The 23362-nt window shown below is 50.2% G+C and carries 19 protein-coding genes; 3 read left to right on the top strand and 16 right to left on the bottom strand.

Features of this window, described 5'->3' with window-relative positions; genetic code table 11:
• Positions 1-2640 (bottom strand): hybrid sensor histidine kinase/response regulator, encoded by a 2640-nt coding sequence (locus BUC02_RS12465; RefSeq protein WP_139261149.1) that lies wholly within the window; start codon positions 2638-2640, stop codon positions 1-3.
• Positions 2641-2694: 54 nt separating this feature from the next.
• Here BUC02_RS12465 and BUC02_RS12460 point away from each other — a divergent pair, with 54 nt between their 5' ends.
• Entirely contained in the window at positions 2695-3783 is a 1089-nt protein-coding gene (locus BUC02_RS12460) for a serine hydrolase domain-containing protein (RefSeq protein ID WP_073322992.1), read from the top strand.
• A gap of 17 nt (positions 3784-3800) precedes the next feature.
• The gene (locus BUC02_RS12455; RefSeq protein ID WP_073322990.1) at positions 3801-4574 is read left to right on the top strand and encodes a sulfite exporter TauE/SafE family protein; all 774 of its coding nucleotides are present in this window, start codon (positions 3801-3803) and stop codon (positions 4572-4574) included.
• Here BUC02_RS12455 and BUC02_RS12450 read toward each other — a convergent pair whose 3' ends face one another.
• Genes BUC02_RS12450 through nhaA form a run of 3 tightly spaced genes read right to left on the bottom strand, consistent with a single transcriptional unit; the run spans position 4575 to position 7268 of the window.
• The gene (locus tag BUC02_RS12450; RefSeq protein ID WP_073322988.1) at positions 4575-5525 is read right to left on the bottom strand and encodes a tetratricopeptide repeat protein; all 951 of its coding nucleotides are present in this window, start codon (positions 5523-5525) and stop codon (positions 4575-4577) included.
• A gap of 46 nt (positions 5526-5571) precedes the next feature.
• Complete coding sequence (locus BUC02_RS12445) at positions 5572-5922, bottom strand: GIY-YIG nuclease family protein (protein WP_073322986.1); 351 nt, start codon at positions 5920-5922, stop codon at positions 5572-5574.
• Positions 5922-7268: a Na+/H+ antiporter NhaA gene (gene nhaA / locus BUC02_RS12440; RefSeq protein WP_073322984.1), complete on the bottom strand. Its 1347-nt coding sequence runs from the start codon at positions 7266-7268 to the stop codon at positions 5922-5924. The genes BUC02_RS12445 and nhaA overlap by 1 nt, the downstream gene beginning before the upstream one ends.
• A 526-nt stretch (positions 7269-7794) precedes the next feature.
• Here nhaA and BUC02_RS12435 point away from each other — a divergent pair.
• Positions 7795-8685: a DUF58 domain-containing protein gene (locus BUC02_RS12435; protein ID WP_073322982.1), complete on the top strand. Its 891-nt coding sequence runs from the start codon at positions 7795-7797 to the stop codon at positions 8683-8685.
• A 3-nt stretch (positions 8686-8688) separates the two neighbouring features.
• Here BUC02_RS12435 and BUC02_RS12430 read toward each other — a convergent pair whose 3' ends face one another.
• The 12 genes from BUC02_RS12430 to BUC02_RS12375 form a co-directional block, all read right to left on the bottom strand.
• A complete protein-coding gene (locus BUC02_RS12430; protein ID WP_073322980.1) occupies positions 8689-9375 on the bottom strand; it encodes a CatB-related O-acetyltransferase in 687 nt (228 codons plus the stop codon).
• A 14-nt stretch (positions 9376-9389) separates the two neighbouring features.
• On the bottom strand, positions 9390-11360 hold the full coding sequence (locus BUC02_RS12425) for an elongation factor G (protein WP_073322978.1): 1971 nt from the start codon (positions 11358-11360) through the stop codon (positions 9390-9392).
• Positions 11361-11372: 12 nt separating this feature from the next.
• Entirely contained in the window at positions 11373-11585 is a 213-nt protein-coding gene (locus BUC02_RS12420; RefSeq protein ID WP_073322976.1) for a hypothetical protein, read from the bottom strand.
• Between the two features lie 129 nt (positions 11586-11714).
• Complete coding sequence (locus BUC02_RS12415) at positions 11715-13115, bottom strand: Y-family DNA polymerase (protein ID WP_073322974.1); 1401 nt, start codon at positions 13113-13115, stop codon at positions 11715-11717.
• 14 nt (positions 13116-13129) lie between these two features.
• Positions 13130-14506 carry a sensor domain-containing diguanylate cyclase gene (locus tag BUC02_RS12410; RefSeq protein ID WP_073322972.1) on the bottom strand — a complete coding sequence of 459 codons (1377 nt, stop codon included), beginning with the start codon at positions 14504-14506 and terminating at the stop codon, positions 13130-13132.
• 112 nt (positions 14507-14618) lie between these two features.
• The gene (locus BUC02_RS12405; RefSeq protein ID WP_254794215.1) at positions 14619-15680 is read right to left on the bottom strand and encodes an expansin family protein; all 1062 of its coding nucleotides are present in this window, start codon (positions 15678-15680) and stop codon (positions 14619-14621) included.
• 50 nt (positions 15681-15730) lie between these two features.
• A complete protein-coding gene (locus BUC02_RS12400) occupies positions 15731-16855 on the bottom strand; it encodes an FISUMP domain-containing protein (RefSeq protein WP_073322968.1) in 1125 nt (374 codons plus the stop codon).
• A gap of 2 nt (positions 16856-16857) precedes the next feature.
• A complete protein-coding gene (locus BUC02_RS12395) occupies positions 16858-18381 on the bottom strand; it encodes an FISUMP domain-containing protein (RefSeq protein ID WP_217653083.1) in 1524 nt (507 codons plus the stop codon).
• Positions 18382-18642: 261 nt separating this feature from the next.
• The gene (locus BUC02_RS16305) at positions 18643-19290 is read right to left on the bottom strand and encodes a hypothetical protein (RefSeq protein WP_175549863.1); all 648 of its coding nucleotides are present in this window, start codon (positions 19288-19290) and stop codon (positions 18643-18645) included.
• A 77-nt stretch (positions 19291-19367) separates the two neighbouring features.
• The gene (locus BUC02_RS12385) at positions 19368-20105 is read right to left on the bottom strand and encodes a tetratricopeptide repeat protein (RefSeq protein WP_073322961.1); all 738 of its coding nucleotides are present in this window, start codon (positions 20103-20105) and stop codon (positions 19368-19370) included.
• Between the two features lie 83 nt (positions 20106-20188).
• Positions 20189-21937 carry an NPCBM/NEW2 domain-containing protein gene (locus BUC02_RS12380; protein ID WP_217653082.1) on the bottom strand — a complete coding sequence of 583 codons (1749 nt, stop codon included), beginning with the start codon at positions 21935-21937 and terminating at the stop codon, positions 20189-20191.
• A gap of 48 nt (positions 21938-21985) precedes the next feature.
• Positions 21986-23251: a M18 family aminopeptidase gene (locus tag BUC02_RS12375; RefSeq protein ID WP_073322957.1), complete on the bottom strand. Its 1266-nt coding sequence runs from the start codon at positions 23249-23251 to the stop codon at positions 21986-21988.
• Positions 23252-23362 lie beyond the last annotated feature (111 nt).

Below are 23362 nucleotides of genomic sequence, written 5' to 3'. Positions count from 1 at the left end.
TCATCGTTCGTCAAGCCCCCTCTGGATGTTTTCAATCAGTTCAGCATGCAGAGCCATGGCGAGCTCATGAGTATCTTGAACAATTTTCATTCGAGATTCGCGGCTTGCCGTTTCCAGATTACGGAATATTTCCGCCATCGAGATAGCCCCAATGGCGACAGACGAATCATAAAGCACATGCATGTAGAAACGGTAATTGTCCCAGTCGGAATTCTTGTAGCAGGTATCCACGTTTCTACACAGCGGAGAACCGACGTATTCCTGTAGCATTTCTACATAGATTTCTTCGTCGTCGGCGCAGTAGTTCAAACCGGCCTTGATATCCAGGAACTCACTGAAGGCCTTGAAGCGGTCAAGCAGCGTCGGCGCCGTAATCGACCGCAGTTCAAGTTCGTCATCTCCGAACGTCGTTCCAATCTTGTTGCTAGACGTACTGCCCACTCCGTTCATCAAGTTCACCGTCGGGACCACAGGTTCCGTCAAGTCCTCGGGAGTCAGCACTAGCTGCTTGGGCAAGTACCACTTCATGGTGCGACGCAGGTCGCGTTCCTTGACCGGCTTAAGCAAATAATCGGCAAAGCCTTCGGCAAGGAACGAATCCTTGGCAAACGATTCCCCTTCAGACACAAGGGCTATCACAGGCGTATCCTTGTTCGGATACTTGTCCATCATCCTCATTTTTCTAAAGACATCCACACCGTCCATCACCGGCATCATGTGGTCCAAGAAAATCAGGTCGTAATGTCTGGATTCTACCAGTTGCAAACACTGGTGACCGCTCAGGGCTTCGTCAATCTTCACTCTCGAATTATTCAAGAAGCCGCGGAACATCTTGATATTCAGTTCAACGTCATCGACAATCAAAATTCTTGCTTCAGGCGCCAAGAACACTTCGGCCACTTCCTTGTTCTTGCGCGAGGCATTCCTGTAGCGCATCACAAAGTCGCCCATGGGTTCTGTATTCAACACCAACTGCGGAATTTCTACTAGGAACGAAGATCCTTCGCCGTAGCGACTGTTAATCGTTATTTGCCCGCCGCACTTCGCCAAGAGCTCTTGTGTTAGGCTAAGTCCAAGACCCATCCCCTCGATATCGCTTTCATCTTTTGGATTCTTGGGAAGGTACCTTTTGAATATGGTATCGCGGTCTTCCTTGCGGATGCCGACACCAGTGTCCTTGACGGCTATCTTCAACATGATGTAGTCGTCTGTCCGGAGCGAACCAATCGGCGGCAAGTTGTCAAAGCCCACCGACAAGGAAACACCACCCACTTCGGTAAACTTGACCGCATTCGAAAGCAGGTTGTTGATAATCTGGATAATACGATTCTGGTCGCCCCACAGGCAAGACGGAATATCGGGATCGCAATCAATGTGGAAGGTCAGGCCCTTCGCCTTCGCCTTCGGTTCATTTTCATTGTAGCATTCCTGCAAAACCGTAAAGACGTCGTATTCCATCGATTCAATACTCAGGCGGCCCGACTCGATTTTCGAAACATCCAGCACATCGTTCACCAACGAAATAATGCTTTGACCAGCACTCTGGATGTTATTGGAATATTCCTTCATGTTGTCATCGTGCAATTCCTTTTGCACGATGGAATTCATACCGAGAATACCATTCACCGAAGAACGAATCTCGCGGCTCATGCTCGTAAGGAACGCCGTCTTGGAGCGGTTCACGCGAATAAGCCTCAAGTATTTTGCAAATACCGCCGTGAACAGCAATACAAACAATACATAAATCAAGAAGATAAGAATCGCATTGCGCAAGACAGCAATATTCAAGGTCTTCCAGAGAGTACGTTCTTCAACAAGGCGGACTACATACCAGTCACCCTGCACCAGCGCCGAGAATACGCGATAGTCCCTGCCTCTCAGGTTAAAGACAAACGGTTCTTCGCTGGCAAACGAAATCGCCCGGGCCAGTTTTTCCTCGTCCGTGCCCCAGAAATCAGCCGACAAGTAGTTCTTTCCATTCTGGGTAATATCCGTGTGCGAAATAACCACACCCTTCTTGTCGATAATGACCAACATGTTCGACAAGTCACTCTTCTTGACATCGGCAATTAAGTCTTTCAAGAACAGATCAACCGCAAGAACGCTTTTCTTATCGGAAAGGCGCAAACTGATGGTCACCACCTGTTCGCCACTGTGCGGATCCAGGTGAGTCGGAATCAAGGCAACCTTGTCCTTTTCCATAGGGGCATTCTGGTACCAGGGTCTAACCGAAGGTACATAACCTGCGGCAGGAGTCCAACGGCCGCCGCTCAGGAATTCATCGCGGAGCAATCCAAACATATTGCACAAGACAATATCGTTCGAATGTCTGTAATATTCCGCTTCGGAAACCAACAGCGATTCAATCTGCGCCAACGTGGCCCCATGATCCAAACTCTTTTCTGCGATGCGAGTGGTTACGCGCAGCACCGATTCGCCGCGGGCCAAGAATCCGTTGATTGCTTCTGCATCCTTGGCATTGGACATCTTGCCCGCGAGCAAGGTTTCTTGTTTTACGGATTCCAAATAATCTTTGAATATGTACACGCCGACTGTGGCAAAGGCCAGCCCCACCACAACAAGGATTATCCCGTAAAGAACTCTTACGCGATTCTCGTTTTCTATAGTCCTAGAGAACACAATCAAAATATAAGATATTTCGGAATAAAAAATCACTATGCTATATTTCTGTACATGAAGTTCGAAAAAGAAACATTAGAAGGCCTGCTCAAGAGGGCTGAATCCGAGGGTATTTTCAACAAAGCAGTCGCCGGATTCATTTTACCCGACGGTCGCCGTGAAATTTTGACGCTAAACACGCCCAAAAATACGGTTTTCGACATCGCGAGCCTCACCAAGGTGTGCCCCACCTCCACACTCGCCCTGAGTTACATTCTCGAAGGCAAGCTCTCGGTCGATACAAAGGTCATTGACTTCATTCCCGAACTCCAGACCAATTACCGCGAAGACATTCGTGTTTTCCACTTGCTGACGCACAGTCTCGATTACCGTGTGCCCATGAAGACCCTGCGCACGCTGCCTGCCGAAGGCATTCTGAACGCCCTGTTCACGTACCAGTTTGAAAAGGCTCCCGGCGCAGATTTTAATTACGGCAACCCCGCAAGCGTACTTCTTGGAATCATACTGCAGCGCCTTATGGGCAAGGACCTGCAGCAGCAAGGCCGCGAGCGATTCTTTATCCCACTCGGCATGACACGTTCCGGCTGGGATCCGCTTGACCGCGACTGGAATCCGATTCCGAAAGCAGAAATATCGCCGACCGAAATTTGTAACTTCAGGGGTCGCGAAATCCAGGGTGAAATTCATGACGAAAGCGCCTGGGTGCTGCGAAAGCTGTTCCCCGTCGGTAGCGCCGGCATGTTCAGCTGCGTGCCCGACTTGCTGAATTTTGTACAAATGATTTTGAACGATGGTATGATTGCGAATGGATGTGGCGGGAAATGCGCACGGGTCGCTCCGGCGGGAATTCTCAAGATGGTCAGCGAAAACGCCTTTGCGCTCGATTCGGCCAGCAAGTATTCCACCGCCAAGGACGCCTGCACCGCCCTCGGCTGGGAACTGAACAACGCAAAATTCATGGGCACAAAAATTTCGCCGCGTACCTTCGGCAAGACGGGATTCACCGGCGCAAGCATCGTAGCCGACCCCGACAAGGGTGCCGCCGTGGTGCTGCTCAGTAACTTTACCTACCCGCACCGCGAAGCAAACGCCGACCGCATCCACGCCTTCCGCGCATCCCTTAGCGACGCCTTCTTCGGATAATTCTATATTTGGGCGCGATGAATTTCGAGCCTACAGCACTTGCACTTTACGCCGCCTATTTCGTATTAGGCGCAGTGGTAAGTCTTATCAATAGCATCGCAGGCGGCGGCTCTACCTTGAGCCTTCCTATCATGATTTTCCTTGGGATGCCCGCCACTGTTGCAAACGGTACGAACCGTATAGGACTCATTATCGGGAATTTCAGCAGCGCCTTCAACCTGGCGCGTCACGGCTACCTGAACAAGCGCATTTTCTTTCAACTGCTCACGCCCACTATCCTCGGAGCCCTTCTTGGAGCGTGTTTCCTAGTGCGTATCGGTGACAAGCTGTTCCAGGCAATTCTTGCCGTCGTCATCTGCCTTGTGGTTATCATGAGCAACCTGCGCAAGGATATTCTAGGCAAGCCTCCGGTGGCACCGCCCGAAAAACTCACCCTCAAGGGCGCACTCGGCTTTTTCGGCATTGCCGTCTACGGTTGCATCGTGCAAGTCGGTGTCGGATTCGTGCAGATTTTTGGACTCACGCGCTACACCGGACTTTCGCCAATCCAGATTAACGCCCTCAAGAATTCCCTCACCAACGTGTTCTTGGTGGTAAGTACCGTCACCCTTGGAATCAACGGCAAAATCAACTGGCCCATTGCGGTGTTGATGGCAGGTGGCGCCTGGGTTGGAGGCTATTTCGGTAGCTTTTTGCAGCGTAAAAAAGGCAACAAGTTTATTCAGCGATTCATTAGCGTCTGCAGCATCGGCATGGCTATAGCGCTCGTGGTGGACTTGATTGTGAAGTAATCAACTCTTGATGTTCTTGTAATGTTCAACCAGCTGTTTTAAGTTGAACGCTTCCTTTTTTTCTTGTACGGTTTTTAAACCCGACATGATTTCGGCGAAGTAATTCGCCAACTCCGCATCGCCGGCCAAAAAAGCTTCTTCACAATTCTTTTTTGCCACCGCCACGACATCCGGATTAAATCCGAGTGTAATGCCAAAGCGCTTTAAGGACTCCGTCATGCTCCCGTCATTCGATTGGTCAAGCTCAACATCGACCATCGTGGCATACCCCAAAATGTCGTCGACGATTTCATCTAGAACACAGCCGGAATCCGTATAATTCAACCGCGCAAAACTGCAGTATACCGCTTCCAGATACATCTTTTTGTAAAGGAAGTAATTGCGCAGGAATCTAAAACAGAGAATCAAGTCGTTTGTCCTGTAGGCAACTTTCATGGCAGCCACTGCATCTTCTACTACATTCTCCCAACGTCCTTGATCGCTATGGATTCGTGCAAGCATGAGCCTGTATTTTGCCGAAACCGGGTTCCATTTTGTCGCATTGGACATTGCCTTTTCTGCGTCAGGATAATTTGCCAGGTTCAATTCCAAAAGACCCGCCTGCCGCCAGATAAATTCCATCGGGCAGCAGGAATGAACGTTCTTTACCAATCGACTTGACTGAGCCTCAAAATAATGCTTGTAAAGCGCACGCTCCATTCTGCTGGAAATCGAGATATATTCGACGGAATCGTCAGAAACGAACGGATGATCTTCTGCCACCTTCATCAAAGGCCTGATAATGTCCAATGCAGTCTGGTAATCCCTTTCGTTAGTTTGCACATCAAGCGATTCCTGCAAAAGGCTCATCACGCCATCTCGCCCTTCGAAAACCTGGAGCTTTTTCCCAAAGATGGCCGTCCGGACACGGAACAAGGCTTCAAGCGTATTTATTCTGTCAGTAAAAAACATGTCATCCCCTATTTCGACAGATTCTTTCTTGCAGAAATATACAATATCAATCGTCGTGAGAGGTAATGTTTTCCCGTTTTTCGCGGCGCTTGCGGGCGCGACATTCTTCAAGGGTTTCGCCGAGGCCTGCGAGCAGTTCTGCGGCCAGGGGCACATCCCCTGCGGCGAGTAGCTCTTTTTGCGGGCGGGGGAGTTTCTTGATGCGCGCCTCTAGGCGTAGAGCCTCTTCATGGGAGGAAAGCTCGAATTTTCGCAGAATGCACTGCGGCGGGAACGCCTTGGTAAACTTCGCTCCCTTGCCGGATTTATGTTGTTCAAAACGAGCTTCTACATCCACAGCATACCCCGTATAAATGCGATCGCCCGCACAACGGAGCATGTACACAAAGTGCGACATTACGATTCTTCGTGATGCGCCTTCGACACGAGGTTCATGTAGATGGTGCCAAGGATTGCGGCACAGAAGCTACCCAAGAGAATACCGAGCTTCGCGGAATCCTGACGGTCGCCCACCTCGAAGGCGAGGTTCGCCACAAACAGGGCCATGGTAAAGCCGATACCGGCAAGCATACCGCCGCCCCACAAAATCTTCCAGCTGTAGCTCGGCTTCACCGACACGCCAATCTTTACGGCAAGCAGGCTGAACAGGAAAATGCCTATCGGCTTACCCAGAATCAAGGCCAAGGCCACCGCACCCATCACAGGCACTTCCACGCCGCCCAGCTTGATTTCGACACCCGCGTTGCTGAGCGCGAACAGCGGCATGATAAAGAAGTTCACCCACGGAACGAGCGGCTTGAAGAAGCGTTCCTGCATCGAAATACTTTCGCGGGCACCGCGCTTCAAAAGCGTAAACACTTCGTACTGTTCGTTGCGGTCCTTGGCTTCGCCCGAAAGAGCTCCACCCACGCTGCCGGCGAAATGGGCAAGCTTACCCTTCGCAAGCACAGGCTTTGCCGGCACCGAGAGTCCAAGCAGCACGCCCGCGATAGTCGGGTGCACGCCGCTCTTCACAAAGAACGCCCACACCGCAATGCCAATCACGCCATGCAACAGCAAGTTGCGCACGCCAATTCTAAACATCACGTTGATCAAGGCGAGCAAGGCAAAACCCGTACCGAGCGCAACAAAGTTCACTCCGTCGCCGCTCGGGTAACCAATCGCAATCACGAGAATTGCACCGATATCGTCGGCGATAGCCAGAGTCAAAATCATCACACGCAGGGCATGCGGCACCTTCTTTCCGAGAATGGCCATGCAGCCCACCACAAAAGCAATATCGGTCGCCGTCGGGACACCCCAACCATGGGCCGCACTATTGGCGCCATGCGGGCAAAGCAGCAAGTAAATCAAAGCCGGGAACAACATACCGCCAGCCGCCGCGATAATCGGGAGGCTCGCCGCCTTCGGGTTCCTGAGTTCGCCATAGGTCATTTCGCCCTTGACTTCAAGCCCGATATTGAAGAAGAAAATCGTCATCATGGCGTCGTTAATGAGCCAATGCAAATCGGCCGAACCGACCCAACTGCCAATCGTCAAGGCAAACGGCATGTGCCAAACATGATGGTAAGATTCAGGACTGACATTCGCCCAGATCAGGGCCGCAATCGTCATGATAATCAAAACGATGCCACCGGTCGTTTCCACCTTCATCAACCGTTCCATCGGCGTGATGATCTTGCGGATGGGGGTTTCCGGGAACAAATCTTCAATCTTGTCGCTGCTCGTTACTTTTGCCGACATAGCTACCTGTAATTAGGGTTGAGTGATTCAGCCTTTCGCCTAACAAAATAATCATTTTTTTTGCGGGCGGCCGCCCCAAGTTGCTTATTTTTCCGTTTTTTATATATGTGATTCGCCCCAAAAGACACTTGTACAGGCCAAACAGCTCTGAAAACCGATTTTAGCCTGTACAAAGTCCTTGAAAAAGCATTGTGTTTGTCTCTAAAACAGCCTCTGTACAGGCTAGATGTACAAAGACACCTCGCTTAGCCTGTACCACGCCGCAAAAAATCACAATTTTTTCTTCAAAAGTGCACTTTGGTACAGGCTAAACCGATAAAAGTACCACATTTGGCCTGTACAACATCAAAAAAATCAAATTTTTTTTCTTAAAAATCGGCTTGCGTACAGGCCAATTATCAAAGTCACCCACGCCTAGCCCGTACATACCGATGTTTCGAGGTTGCAACAACTTCATTCCCTGCTCATTGGCGACTTTTTCTTTCGCACTTTTGTATATTCTTAGCGTAAAAAAAGAGACTTTGAAATGCTAGATAAAGAAGTTTTAAAGACCGTGAGCCGCATTGAACTTAGCGTTCGCGGCACGCTCGACACCGTGATGACCGGTGCCTACCACAGTTCCTTCAAGGGGAACGGTATGGAATTCAGCGAGGTTCGCGAATACATGCCGGGCGACGACGTGCGTACCATTGACTGGAACGTGACGGCGCGTACCGGCACGCCCTACGTGAAAAAGTTTATCGAAGAACGCGAAATGACCATGCTTTTGATGGTCGACGCTTCCAGCAGCTCGGAATTCGGTTCGGGCAAGCAGATGAAGGGCGAGGTCATGGCGACTTTAACCGCTTTGCTCGCATTTGCCGCCATCAAGAACAACGATAAGGTCGGCCTGCTCATCTACACCGACCAGGTCGAACTGTTCATCCCGCCGGAGAAAGGTCGCAAGCACGTGCTGCGGCTCATTCGCGAAATTCTCTACTTCAAGCCGCAGCACCACGGCACGAACACGCAGGTGGCACTGGAATATGCAGGCAAGATTTTGAATCGTCGTGCCGTCGTCGTGGTGATGAGCGACTTCCTGGACGAAGGTTTCGAGAACGCATTCAAGATTCTCCGTAAGCGCCACGACGTGCTTGCGGTCTCCGTCGTAGACCCGCGCGAAATGGAACTCCCGCCCGCGGGCCTCGTAGAACTAGAAGATCCCGAAACCGGAGAAACACTCCTCATTGATACCGGCGATGCGACTTTCCGCGAAGCGTTCGCCCGCGAGGCAAAGCGCCAGGGCAAGGCGACCAAGGAGCTGTTCCAGCGCATGTCCATCGACTTCGTACGCATCGAGACTCACGACGACTTCAAGGAAACCGTCGCCCCGCTTATCGAGCATTTTAGGCGTAGGGCCAAGCAGAACCGTTCGTGATAATCACGAACTCTCGCAATCGCGCTCAATTATAATTGAGCGCTTATTGCTCACAGGCAGCAAGGATGTAATTTCTTTCTTCACGAATTCCAAATCGCTGTTCGTGAGAATAGGAATCAGCGCGTTGATTTCTTCGACGGGCTTATCCCACCACTTGAATTTCAAAAGGAGCGAAGTCAGTTCGCCATCAAAGCGGTAGCGGATCAACTTGACCGGGTTCCCGACGACAATCGAATAAGGCTCCACGTCGCTAGCGACAACGCTGTTCGCGCCGATAATCGCGCCGTCACCAATATGCACGCCAGGCAAGATTGTCGCATTCTGCCCAATCCACACATCGTTCCCGATAACGGTATCGCCCTTGAACGGCATATCGCTTGCAGCAGGTGGCTTCATGTCCCAGCCTTCAAGCGTATAGAACGGGAAAGTCGAAACGGCATTCATCTGGTGGTTCGCGCCATTCATCACAAATTCCACGCCAGCTGCAATTTGGCAGAACTTCCCGATGATGAGCTTGTCGCCGATAAAGTCGTAATGGTGCGTCACATGGCTTTCGAATTCCGAGTCAGCGATGTAGGTAAAATCCCCGACGATGATGTTCGGATTTTTGATGGTCGGCTTGACGTAGATTTCCTTGTCGTAGCCAGCGATGGGATGAATCGTATTTGGATTGGGGATTTGGGCGCTCATGTTTTAAATATATATCAAACTGTCGCGGGGCGGTAGCCGAGCAATTTCATGCTGTAAAGAGCCGTACCTTTGCTGATGCTGCGGACGCCTGTCGCATAACCGAAAATCTTACGCAGCGGGACTTCGGCCTTCAAAAAATGGGTCTTGCCGTCGCCACCGATTTCCTTCACCTTGCCATCGCGAGACTGGATATCGCCCGTCACAAGGCCTGCAAAATTCACAGGGCATTCCAGCGACAGCTCCATGACAGGTTCGTACAATTGAACATCGGCAGGCTTGATAAGCTTGGTGACCGCATCGGCACAAGCTTTTTTAATCATGGGCGGCAAAGCGCCTTCGGTCCAAGTGAATTCATGGACTTCAAAGCACACGCCTACGAGCGGGCCCTTGCCGAGTACGCCGATTTCCGTAGATTCCAGAAGCGCAGAACGCACACCTGCCAAAATTTCGCGCGGGGCTGTTTCCAGGAATTCAGCCGACAGGCGAATGTCATGTGCGTCGCCATCGAGCGGCGTCGCCGAAAGCTTGATAGAAATCTTGTGGGGGCCAAGCTGGAATGTATTTTCGACCGGGCCCACGTTACGGCACAGGCGTTCTTGCCAACGGACTTCAGGTGATCCTGCCTTGACTTCGCAGCCGAATTCACGCTTGAGTCGGGCAAGCAATACGTCGAGTTGCACTTCGCCCACCGTATGCAAATACCAGAATCCGCCATCGTCTTTTTGCACGCGGAAACTCGGGTCCATGCGAGCCAAAACATTCAGGCTCTTTTCGACATGATGATAATCTTCGGCGCCCAGGCATTCCACGCGGGTCTGCAAGAGCGGCTGGTACTTATCGCGGATAGAGGAATGAGCGCGCTCCCCTTGGTCGCTTTGAGGTATGGGGTCGCTCCGCCCTTCGGGCGTCACTTTGAGAATTTCACCCAGTTCCGTTTCGAACGGGCTGCGCATGGCGTAAATATCGCCGGAGCGGATCTCGTCCACGGGCTGCAATAAGTTTGCTTTCAGGCGAGAAAATTCAAAACCCGCGGGCCATTCCTTGCGCTCCATGTTCGTATGACTGCGGAACAGTGAAATCTCGCCCACACCCTTAAAGTGGCGCAAGCGAATCACCTGTCCTAATTCATTGTCTGCAAATTCAGGTACGTCAGGCAAGAAGAACGAAAGTGCTGTGGTAAGGCTGCGCACACCGAAGCCTTCCATCGCTGAGCCTGCATAGCAAAGCGCATAATCATTGCTCTTCGCCAGTTCCTTGAGCCCGCGCAAAAGCGTCTTGGGCGGAACCGATTTTCCTTCGAGCGCAAGCTGCAAGACTTCGTCATCGAAGTTGCTCGCGAATTCTACCGCCTCGGCGTAATGCTTCTTGATTTTCTCGGTAGAATCGCTTACCTCACCTGCTTGCGGCCAGGAATCATCCACAACTTCTTCACCCGAATCCGAATGAATCAGGCGGCTCTTGCTCAGCACATCGAGTACGCCCGACATGCGTCCGCCCTTGTATTCCGGGAGCGTCATGAGCACCGGGCGCACGCCTAAAACTTCTTCAATATTAATTAGCGTTTCGTCAAGCGAATAGTCGGGATTGTCGAGCTTATTGACAAATAGAATCGTCCGCACGCCCGCTTCGCGCAGTTTACGGAAGGCGGCCACCGTCTGCGTTTCCACTCCGCTCGCGGCACTCACCACAAGTACCGCGCCCTCAACGGCTGTAAGCGCCGTGTCGACTTCGGCGCCAAAATCCACATGCCCTGGCGTATCGATAAAATTGAACCAAGTGTTCTTCCATTCAAAATGCGCCACGCCGCTCTCGATGGTAATGCCGCGCTCTTTTTCTTCGGGCATGTAGTCCATGGTGGCAAGGCCATCTTCCACCTTGCCCGGCCGGCGAACCTCGCCCGCCGCAAAAAGAATACGCTCCGAAAGAGTCGTCTTTCCGGCGTCTACGTGGGCAAGGATTGCAATGTTGCGAACAGGCTGTGACATGATACCACTAATTTAAAAATTCTCGTCTAGCGTGAATTCGTGTTCCACCGAATCCCGCTTCAGTTCGGCCGTCGCATCAAGCGCCTCGGCATGCCCGCGCAACGCCGCAAATGGGTGGAAAATCTTTGCGCGGTCTTCCACTTTCATGCGCGGATGCTTCATCATAAAATTCCAATCGTTCCGCGGATACGGCAAATCGATGATGTCTTTGTAATTATCAATCATAAAAGGCGGTGAGCTCGCGCCGTTGGCGCTTTGAGGTATGAGGAGCGAGGTATTAAAAGTTAAAAATTTTTCATTATCCACAAACCTCAAGCCTCAAAGCGACCCTGCAAGGGGAGCGACCTCACACCCCTAGGCACGATGTCCTCCGATTTGTCCGTTGCGTTCGATGGTAGTAGCACCTTCTTGCAAGTCCATTCCTTTTACAATCGCGTTCTTGCCAAAACGTTTCTTGATTAAAAGTTCCGCCTTCAGGCGCTTCTTTTCTTTTTCCTGCTTTTGCACGTCAGTGAACAAGTCGTACTGTTCGTGGCTCGCATCCACAATGTCGGCGGCCACCAAGTTCAAGCGGCGCACTGTCAATTTCGGGTCCACGATGCGGTCGAAAAGCTTCATGACCGCATCGGCCATCACCGATTGTGAGCTGGTATAATAACCGATACTTGCCGTGCCATGAGCGGGCTTTGGAATCGTGCGCCCGTAAAAATCCGTCACGGTCACGCCGTGGTAAATCCCCTTGTCTACGTTTTCGCGGTCGTAGCCCACCGTGAGTACCATCGCGTTTGTCACAAGGTCGTGCGCAATCAAAGTCATCGAAACCGTATCGACCATTTCGCGTACCACAAGACGCGCCTTGTCGAACGGATACGGATCCTGCAGAACTTGGCCTTCGCCCGTGCTTCTGTTCCGCGGCTTTGACTTCTTGATGTCCGCAATCGTGCAAGGCTCATAACCCCAAGCATGGTCAATCAAAATCTCTGCATTCACGCCGAAAAGTTTGTACAGCGCTTCGGGATTTTTCACACTCACGCGGGCAATGTCACCCATCGTGTAAATGCCGCGCCCCGCATTCAGCCTGCAATTTTCCAGGCGCTCCGCAATGCCGCGCCCCACCTGCCAAAAACTCGTGAGCGGCCTGTGCGCCCAAAGTTGCTTGCGGTAACTCATTTCGTCAAGTTCTGCAATGCGCACGCCGTCGGCATCCGCATCCACATGCTTCGCCATCACATCCATCGCAATCTTGCATAGGTACAAGTTGGTGCCGATGCCACCGGTGGCCGTAATTCCTGTAGTCGCAAAGACATCTTGAATAATCGTTTTCACCAATTCCCGTGCAGTCTTCTTGTACAACTTCAGGTATTTCGTCAAGTCCAGAAAACATTCGTCGATGGAATACGCGTGAATATCTTCGGCGCTCACATACTTCAAGTAAACATTGTACACCTTCGTGGAATACTCCACGTACTTTGCCATCTGCGGCTTTGCGATGGTAAATTCAATCTTTTCGCCTGTACGACGCAGCACCTCGCGCACCTTCTGGTTCACCTCGAAAAGTCGCGCACGCCCCGGAATTCCGTAAGCTTTTAACGCTGGTGTCACCGCTAAGCAAATCGTCTTCTCGGTACGGCTTTCGTCGGCCACTACAAGTTTTGCCTTAAGCGGATCAAGGCCCCGAAGGATACATTCCACCGAGGCAAAGAACGACTTTAAGTCAATGGCCGCGTAAGTTCGAGATTCGCGAGGCTGGTTCATGAAGCCTCACGGTCTTATCTGTATTTTAATTCAGGGTGTTCGATGTAAAAAGACTTCTTGTCGACATACATTCGTTCGTCTGCAACATGCATTGCCCGACGAACATCGGGTTCACCACAACATACGCCAATAGAGAAATACACGTTTTCGGACAGTTTTGCCATCGTGCGTATTTTGGCAATGCGGGTATTCAATTCGTCTTCCGTAATGTCAGAAGCAAGCACCATGAATTCGTCGCCACCGGCGCGATACACATCTTCTTTTGGGAAAACGTATTGCAGAATTTCTGCCGCCGAACGCAACACTTTATCGCCAGAGAGATGTCCCTGTTCGTCGTTTGTGTACTTGAGTCCGTTTAAGTCGGCAAATATAACGGCCTTGGGAGTCGGCTTGCGCCCCGCCACAATTTGGTCAATGCGGTTGTTCATTACATTACGATTTTTCACGCCAGTAAGCGAATCGATTGTACTTAGCGTTTGAAGTTTGTTCAAAAGCAAGTAACTCGAAATTTCAGATGCGATAAGGAATGTCGTGACTTCAAGCGTTTCCTTGATAATCAGCGTATTATTGACATTAAAATTAACCGTCCACAAGTAGCCGAGCAATTCACCGCCATGACGCAACGGGAAAAGCATAATCGTCTTTACGCCGGAAAGGTCAAGCATCGAGCCCCAAATCGGGTTCGTCAAGCGGAGCTTTTCCATTTCGCGTTCGTCTTTCACAATAATGCAGGTGCTGCCGGCAAGCGTTTCCGGCCATGTTTCTGCAATCGCGTAAAAGCCTTCGACATATCGCGACATCGGCTGTACTTTCAGACCTTCTCGAGTCGATTCTGCAAAAATGGAGCACTCGCGATTTTCAGCATCGGTGAGCAAAATGCAGCATTGATCGGATTCGCAAGATTTACGGATATCCTCAACCACTTCCTGGAAGGTCTGCTTGACATTTTCTGCACCGCGCAGCTTGATACAAGCCTTGAGAACGTTCGAGGCGGTGTCTCCGGAAAGGTCTGCCATGGCCGAAGAATCGGCCTTGGGCGCCACATCGTAGCAGTAAACGCAGTAACCGACGTCTTCGCGGTCGGAATCCAGCGGCATCAAGAACATGTTCAGCCAGAGGCCCATCATGTACAGGTTCACATAAGCATGGAGAGGCTTGCCCGACTGCACGCAGCGGAAACAGTGGTCTTCGAAGTTCTGGTTTTTCGGGAAGCAAAACTCATACGGACAATCCGGCACAAACGGGCGCCCCTGAGTTGACTCCATTTCTTCGCAATGAGCCTTGTTCCCAGCCACAACGCGGATATTCCCATAAGATCCATCCGGGTACAGTTCCACGGACATCACGCAGGCATTCGCCTTATAATGCGATAGAATCTTATCAAAATCCATACAAGTTTGCCCTCCCACGGCATTATGCATTTTTCTACAATCAATTTAAAAAGATTTTGAGTATATATATTGTCATCCGTTCATTATGCCTGAAATATCATATACATACGTCTTAATTGCGATGCTCGTACAAATACAGATTCGCTTCGGGCTCTGCTAAGTCAGAGCCTTTTATTTTCCACTCGTCATCGGTTCCGGTGCGGTACTTGACCACGACACGATAGCGGTTGTCCGTTTGCAGCACGCTTTGTGGAACCGTCCAGAAGTTTTCGGTGCCCACGACCATTTCGAGTTCATGAACATCGCGAGTATCTACGCCGTAAATCGTAATGGATTTGACCATGTCTTTCGGGTTGCGCACATGGATAATGCTCCAGAATTCGCTGGCACCTTCCTTGACCCAGATAGAGGTGGAGTCGCCCCACACGCCCTCTACACCTTCGCAACTCACAAATTCCCATTCGCCGGAATAACGGCCAACGTTGATCCCCATAATATCAGAGGCCGGAGCACCGCCCAAGTCTACTCCGCAATTTACATCGGGACAACGGTCGGTAATGCGCACCGTGACTTCCTTCCAGCCATCAGGTGTTCTCGCCTTCACATGCACGCAGCCACCGCAAGCGGCGCCACCATTCCACGGGCCCTTTTCATCTCCGGGAGAAACGTTCACGTGAATCGCCGCGTAATACTGGATATTAGTTTGTCCGTAATTGCAAGCGCCACCCAGGCTAGTCTCTTTAGCGGTAACGCTTCCGTAGGTAGTCACGGACCCCTTGCCGCCCTTCTCGGTGAGTTCAGGGTCTGCCGCGGTAAAGCTGTCGCAGGCGGTGCACTTGCCGTCATCGGGGGTGCTATTGCCAGAAGACGCGGGCGCCAAACTCGACGAAGAAACCTCCGACGCAACAGATGAAGACGATACCGGAGCCGATTCAGAAGATGTCACAGTTTTTTCGGATGAACTCGATTCAGCGTGAGACGAAGATGATTTTGAGTCCGAAGATGCTTTTACAGAACTCGAAGACTTTACTCCGGAAGAATCATCCGCCGAAGAACTAGACGTTAGCGAACTTTCGCTCGAGAGAGTATCAGCTGCACTCGCCGACGAATCGTCACCGCAAGCGACAAGAAGAGCAGCAGAAAAAGCAACAAAGGCTAGTACACGTGTTCTCATACGAGGGAATATACCAAAAACATCCTCAACTGAGGCTTAATGGAATCATTTTATTCCTCTTCTTGATTACCAAGGCGCCTGAAACAGCGAATGTAGTGACATTTTTCGGTATTTTTGCAGGAACTCTCTCCACACTCTTCTGGAAAGCCTATGACAAAATAAACAGGTATGTTTCTCCAATGATAGCTATCATTGGTAAAACTTGTATAACCAAGCATCCAATAAGAAGGTCGAGTATCCCAGCCATTTGGCAATACGGTAAGTCCAGAAGCATTCGTATAGTGCATCACGGTATCAGCTTCGCTAAACCACGCCTTCGAAACTCCCGCAGACTCATAAGAGACTAACTCGGCCAGTTCTCTGATGTCGCTCTCATCAGGCAAGTAAAAGCCTTTAGGACACGCCTCAGTCATGTCATCAGAACTATATAGGTATCCACCCGTCTTGCAATACCTCAACTGATGACGAAAGCAGTTCGCTCCTGTATCAAATATGGTATCACCCGGTATCTTGTAGCGAAGATTTTCGGCCATCCATTCCATATCACCAACAACAACTGTCCTATATATATTCCCGTCGCGAGAATCCGTCAATGTTCCGTATTCGACATCCGGATTGAACATTTCTTCAAGAGGGTAATCGTACGCCACCATTCTCCTCCAGTGGGAAAGCTCGCAAATAAACTCACTTCCATAATACTTTTCTAGAGTGTCATTCTGTATACGCCTTTCTCCCTCGCGCTCCGCGGTACATGCACCCCACAATCTAATAGTATAATAGGCGCTACTAGAAGATTCAGCACTATTGGAAGATTCAACGCTGCTGGAAGATTGCATACTACTAGAGGATTTAGTCTCACCTGAACTGGAAGACTTTTCATTACCGGAAGAATCCTTGCTGGAATCCCCTTTCGACGAGCTGGAACGGCTCTGGGCAGAAGACTTCGTGTCAGCTACGATTTCCTCAATCCATTTCGAGCCGTTGCACTCGTACTTCATGTTCTCATCCTGGACAAAATACGTCATACCGTGTAAGATTTCCTCGCACTTGGGTAAATCCTTTGTAGATTCAACTTCATCACAGGCGTATTCTGGCGAAATCGTTTTCACCTCTTCGTCACAAGCCACAAGCATCGGCAGAAGGAACAATGGGAATATTCTCAAAACTTTTTTCATACTTATTCTTCTCCTGTACCTTCCTTAATGCAACGCACGGAATATCCCAACTCATCAAATGAATTTGCCCCACAACGAGAAAAAAAGAGGCTGTTCGAAGAATCGACAATATAAATGTGCAGGATTGGTACATAATCGTAATGGCCGAATCCCTGACTTTCAAACAACATAGTTCGCGTCAAGAATCCCGCATACATACCACCATAAGCCATTCCCCCTTCTCCCCTATAGGGATAATTAACACGCTCTCCAGCCGCCCTTATATTCATTCCAAAGTTATAGTCGGAATGTTTCAAGCTGTCCGGTAGAGATTCCCAATAGGCCGTATCGATAAGACTTGCCAATAAAGACTCATCCCCATTATGGGTAGCAACATAATACAGCAGGTTGTACCAGTCCCCCATCGTAGGGACAAGCCACCCTTCGGGGCAAATATCCTTAGAGTATCCATCCGGAATATGAACAGAATAATGGCATTCATCCTTGATATACTTGTCATCGGAATAGGGGTGGCAAAATTCCGGATTTTCCTTGAAACGGAGGTTTTCTGCCATCCACCACTGGGATCCGATTTTTACAACTTTATATTTGTCGCCATAGCGTTTATCTACAATAGAATCAAAGACTATTTCAGGAGGTTCCTCAGGAACGTTTTCTACACAGCGAATGAACGCATGCTTTTTTCCATCCCCATAATCATATTCCTTGTACACTGCGCTTATCATAAGCGTCATATCGTATGTCAACCACTCTGCATCTTGGAAATTCGAAGGACCTTTTAAATCAACCCAGAAAACAGGCCAAGCGTAAGGACTTTTCGCCGTAGTATCCTGGTAGTTTTCGCCCAAAATGCTGAACCCCAAAGCATTATTGCCCCTGTATTCTGAGTAACGGTCTGCATGATGCCACGACTTGTCCCAAAGCAACGTGTTATCCCAGGGCCACACCGTAGTATCACCACCAGTCGTGAGCTCCCTAACATATTCGAACAAAGCGTCCCAATCATCGGTATTCGGCACGCTCCAGCCTTCGGGGCATACACTTCTCTTGAACGGAAAGGGATGATGGTCAAACACATTTTCAATATCCAAGAACGATGTAACTCCCTTCGCAGAATACGGATACATGGGACCGTACTTGTCACAGAACTTTGCAGAATCCATGTAGCAACTAACGGAATCCCGCAGGTCATCCGGGACATAGCGCAGGTTCTCCGCCATCCAACGTCTACCATTAATAATGACCGTTTTGTACTTGGTACCATCTCGCTTGTCTTCCAGAATGTCGCCATCGACATAGCATTTGTCGCAGGAACGGCCTTGGCTAAAACTTGTTGATGAACTAGAATTCGACGAGTCGTCATTCGATGAAGAACCGTTCTTGTCCTGATTTTTTGATGAACTAGACGTCTTCTTGGAAGGTTCCTTCGCAGCATCTTCCCACAAACCATTTTCACACCGCAATTTTTTCGAGATATCTTCTACAAAGATTTCCTCGCCCTCATAGGTGCTAGTGCAATTAGGCAACTTATCTATACCGGCAACTGATTCAGGGAAATTTTCTATTTCGAACGAAACATCATTCCCACAACCTGCGATTAACAAACACGCGAGCAAAACAAGGCACAAAGCCATTGAATTAGCTTTTTTACAAGCACTCTGAAACAAGAGCTCCTCCATTAAATTTTGCCACAATTTAAAATTTTTTCGACATCCAATCTTTTGTTTTGTATGGCACCAACATAAAAGAACACCCCGGCACTGCGGCCGGGGTAACAAATGAGCGACTTACCAGTCTTTGGCAGGTCTTGCTTGGCCGCGGATAGGTTTCCAGGGCTTGCGTTCGCCGTTCTGCTCGTCGAAATCCTTCAACAGCTGTGCCGCTTCTTCAGGGCTCATTTCTCCCATCTGCATCGGCTGTTCCTGCGGTTCTTCGCCACCATTGCTGTCGCTGGATTCGCCCTCGGGCTGCTGCTCGGGCTGTTGGCCGGCACCGCCTTCGTTGCTGTCGGAACTTTCGGACTTCGAATCGCTGGACTGGTCGCCATTCTGACCATTCTGCTGGTCTTGATTCTGGTCAGATTCAGAACTGCTGGACTGCCCGTCACCATTCTGATTCTGGTCTTGGTTTTGCTGGTCCTTATTCTGGTCCTGCTGATTTTCGTCCTTGTTCTGGTCCTGATTCTGGTCTTGGTTATTATCCTGATTCTTGTCGTTTTTCTTGTTTTCGTTCTTCTGCTCGTCCTTGGCCTCGTGAATACGGTCCAGGAGCATTTGCAGTTTCTGATCGTTCGGATAATATTGCAGGCCTTCGTTACAAGTAATTTCTGCCGAGGGCAAGCGGTTTTCAATATACTGGAACGCCGCATCGCTGTAGTAGGCGCTTGCCGACTTCGGCGCCGCAAACGCCGCTGCGGACAATAACAAAACAAGCACAATGGACCCTATCGCTGCGCTCCAGGGTGACAAAATCTCTCGTCTCTCGTCTTTCGTCTCTCGTCTAATCAAACGCATCAGATCACCTCCAGGTCGTTGTCGGTGTTACTGGCGTCAATCTTCGCCTTGGGCTTCCTGCCCGCCTTGATTTCGATGACGTCGTCAATGCGCTGTACGTGTCCGCTGAGCTGGCCGGCGGTCTCGTCTTCGGCAATCAGATTCTCGAGCATTTCCTTTGCTTCGGCGTACTTGCCGTCTTTGCAAAGCTGCAAGGCTCGCGCCAGAACTTCCTTGGCCTTGTCGCTCAAAGGCGGCTGCTTCTGGTCGTTATTCTGGTCTTGGTTCTGGTCCTGATTCTGCTTTTGCTTGTCGAGTTCTTCTTTCAGTTTGCGCTGAACGATTTCCACGTTCTTTTTCGCATTTTCAAAAGTGTTGTCGAGGTCAATGGCCTTCTTCAAGTAAGCGACCGATTCGCGCCATGCGGCAATGCGTTCGCTACCTTCGGCCGCTTTTTCGCCCATGCGGAAATGCGTATTCGCCAAATTGTAGGCAGCCTTCGCCGCCATCTTTTGGTCGGGCATGCGCACGGCGCTCTCGAGTTCCTTCTTGGCCTCTTCGTAGTTGCCGAGCTTGTACTGGCAAGTTCCGATATTGTAGAACAAAAGCGGGTTTGCAGGCTCCGCTTCACGGGCCTTCATGTACTTTTCGAGCGCACCGGCGTAGTCGCCGTTCTTAAACAATTTATTGCCGTCATTAATGGGGCGCGCCCACAGCCCGACAGCAAGTAAACACATCAAAAAAACAAGTAAACGCATTCTAATACCTTCGACTAAGAATATACAAAAATGCCTAGCGCACGGCCAGACATTCTCTTAGGTAAAGATATGGCTTGACTTTATTAATCTACATGCACCACCGGATTCACCCAGTCGATATGGTCGAAATTCTTGGAGCCCAGTTCATCGGTTTCAAGAGAAATTTTTTTACCACCGCGAATGTCCAAGTCGGCAGTTGCCGTCTGGCGGCCTTCCATACGCCCGCTACGCCAGATTTCCTTGTCATCGACACGCACGATAAATTCTACCACACCATTGCCCGATTCGTCATCAACGCCACAAGTCACGGTAAAGCGAGATGCGTTTTCCGGAAGCGCATAAACATGTTTCGACGGCGCATGCGATCCGATTCCGTTCAGGTAAAGCGTTCCGTTTAAATGCAATGGATTGTTGTCGACCGTTTTGCCAATGTTCGTATTGCCGTAACCCTGCGACTGGTGGAGCATTTTCAAGTCATAAACAAAATTTTCGCCCTTCTTGAGGTGGTAAGCCGTCTTTGCCTGCTGCAGGTAGCTGCCACCCACATCCACCGTATAAATCAACACGAGCAGCGCATAAGGCACAAGCGCGGGCAACTTGACCTTGCCACAAACCCGCAAGGCCTTGTCGAGCGCCGCCGGAGCAAAGGAATGCGCCATATACGTAAACATCACCACAATGCCCGCCATCGCAATCCAGAACCAAAGAGCACTTCCGCGAATTGAAGTCATCATCGAAATGTTCAAGAAAGCAACCATCGATAAAAGCACCGCCCAAATAACAACAGGACGATTCTTGCAAGCAACACCTGCAATGGCAACGACAGCGGCTGCTAGCACATAGCGTTCATGCATGCACGGCAAAATCATAAAGAAGGCAAAGGCATTCAACGCAGCCATTGTCATAATGCGCGAAACAGGCAAACGCTTAAAGAACGTAAACGCCATCACCGCGACCGAAATAACCACAAAGAAAATCTTTCCTAGCAGGCCCGGATTCATGAACGAGGGCGCCCATTCAAAAATCGGCCTGGATTGCGGCGTCATGTTCCCCGAGAATACCATCCACAAGTTACCCGCATTCATCGATGCATAAGGATATTCGTCGATCGTACTCAGGTAAGCCTGGGCAAATTCCTTGCTAAAATTCCCCGCGATAATAAACGGCAAAAACACCAGCAGGAACACGCCCGCCATCGAGAGAAGTCCTTGCCACATCACCTTGCGGTAACGCAAAGAAAGTGCGCCGAACACCGGCAAGAACATAATCATCTGGAACTTTGTCAAAAGTCCGAGCATAAACAGAGCCATGCCCAAGCCATAAGTTTTAGGCTTGCTGGCATACCAAAGACCCCACACGCAGAACGTCACCGGCAATACGTCGACCTGTCCCCAAATGGGGCCGTCCAAGTAAAACGCCGGGTTTGCCACCACCAGGAGCATCACGATGGTTTTGACTTCGGGAAGCCAGCTCTTTTTATGAATGCGAAGCCACACAAAATGAGCAAGCGAAATATGCGCAAGAATCACCGGGAAAAGGCAGAACTGCTTGAGTTCGTATTCCAAATCCATATTGAGGCCGGTCACCTGGTAAATCCAGCCGACCACGCGAAGCCACAACACATAAAGCGGCGGGTAGTTACCCGTAAAGTTTCCGACACCCTGCTGCAAGTCAGTCACCCAATGGCGCCAGAACGTCAAATCCGACGCGAACCCGATTCCGTGCAGCATCACGAAATTGAGCAGAATAACCAACAGTCCCCAAAGGGCAAAAGAATCCTGCTTAAAACAACCCTTGACTTTTTCAAGAATAGCCGGCACAAGATTTTTCAATGTAAACTTTATCGGTAAACGCATGAGGGTAAATATAATTATTTGAGGCTATTTCCAAAATGCAAAAAGCAGACTTGTCATTTTTTCGTGATCTGCAACGCTTGTCATTTCACGAATGCTGTGCATGCTGAGCATGGGCTCGCCAATGTCTACCGTCGGGATCCCGAGCGAGGCCGAAATGGCGGGGCCAACCGTCGAGCCGCAGGGCATATCGTTACGCATCACGAAAGTCTGGCACGGAACATTATTTTGTTCACAAAGCATCTTGAAACGGGCGTTCGAAAACACGTCACTGGCATAACGCTTTTGAGAATTCATCTTCAGTACCACGCCTCCACCCAGAACGGGAGCGTGGTTGGGTTCATGCCTTTGCACAAAGTTCGGGTGTTCGGCATGCGCCATATCGATGGAGAGGGCGAAACTAGACGAAAGAACGCTCGCAAGCTCGCTACAGACGAGAGACGAAAGTGACTTGTCATTCTGAGCGGAGCGTAGCGAAGTCGAAGAATCTAGAGCAGCAGACATAGCAACGTTTTCTAGTACGCTCTTCAAGAAATTTCCGGCGGCGCCTTCGCGGGTCTCGGAACCGACCTCTTCGTTATTGAAGAATGCTGCTACCTGAAAATCCTTTTCCAACGCGCCTGCCGCAGCAAAAGCCTCGGCAATGGCGTGGCAACTGCTCAAGTTATCAAGGCGACCCGAATAAATCCATTCGTTTTCAAAACCGCCAAACTTCGCCGGCTGCGCATCAAAGAGTTGCACGTCAAAATCAAGTAGCTTCGCCCCCGCAGGGAGTTCCGCCTGCAGGGCTTCCACAAAGCGTTCCTTGCCGCCCACGGCCGTCCACAATGCATTCAAATCGGTCTGCGGGTTCACCTTAAGGCCGTCCTGGTTCACGCCACGGTTCAGGTGGACCGCCAGTTGCGGAATGCGGAACAACTTATCGCCGCGAATCAGCTTGGTCTCTAACTTTCCATCCAGTTCATAGGCCAGCAATCCGGCGTAGCCCAAGTCGCGGTCCAGCCAACTCGTAAAAAGCGGGCTTCCGTAAATCTCGGGGTGCAAAGTGCGCACACCTGCCGCTGCAGCATCCGGGTTCGGCGTAATTTTCAACGTCGGAAAATCCGTATGCGCAAGGGCAATCCTAAACTGGGAGTCCGAACAAATTTGTTTTGGCACCCGCACCGCTATCAAGGCGCCACCGCGCTCAAAAAAACGGGCGTTTTTTCCACATTTTGCGTCAAAAAGGGCCTTTAAGGCTTCAACCGTATGGTACGGAGTCACCGATTTGTTCAAAAATTCAAAGTATTCCATACCCTAAAAATAGATATTACAATGATTTACAACTATTTCGCATACTTTTTTTTACCTAATGAATTTATTGACAAGTCTTTAATCTATATTCTTGACATGTCTTTTACAAAA

This window comes from Fibrobacter sp. UWOV1, from assembly GCF_900142495.1.
In the GTDB taxonomy this organism is placed as follows: Bacteria; Fibrobacterota; Fibrobacteria; order Fibrobacterales; family Fibrobacteraceae; genus Fibrobacter.
Note: the sequence above shows the minus strand (reverse complement) of the source record. Positions and strands in the feature narration are given on the sequence as shown.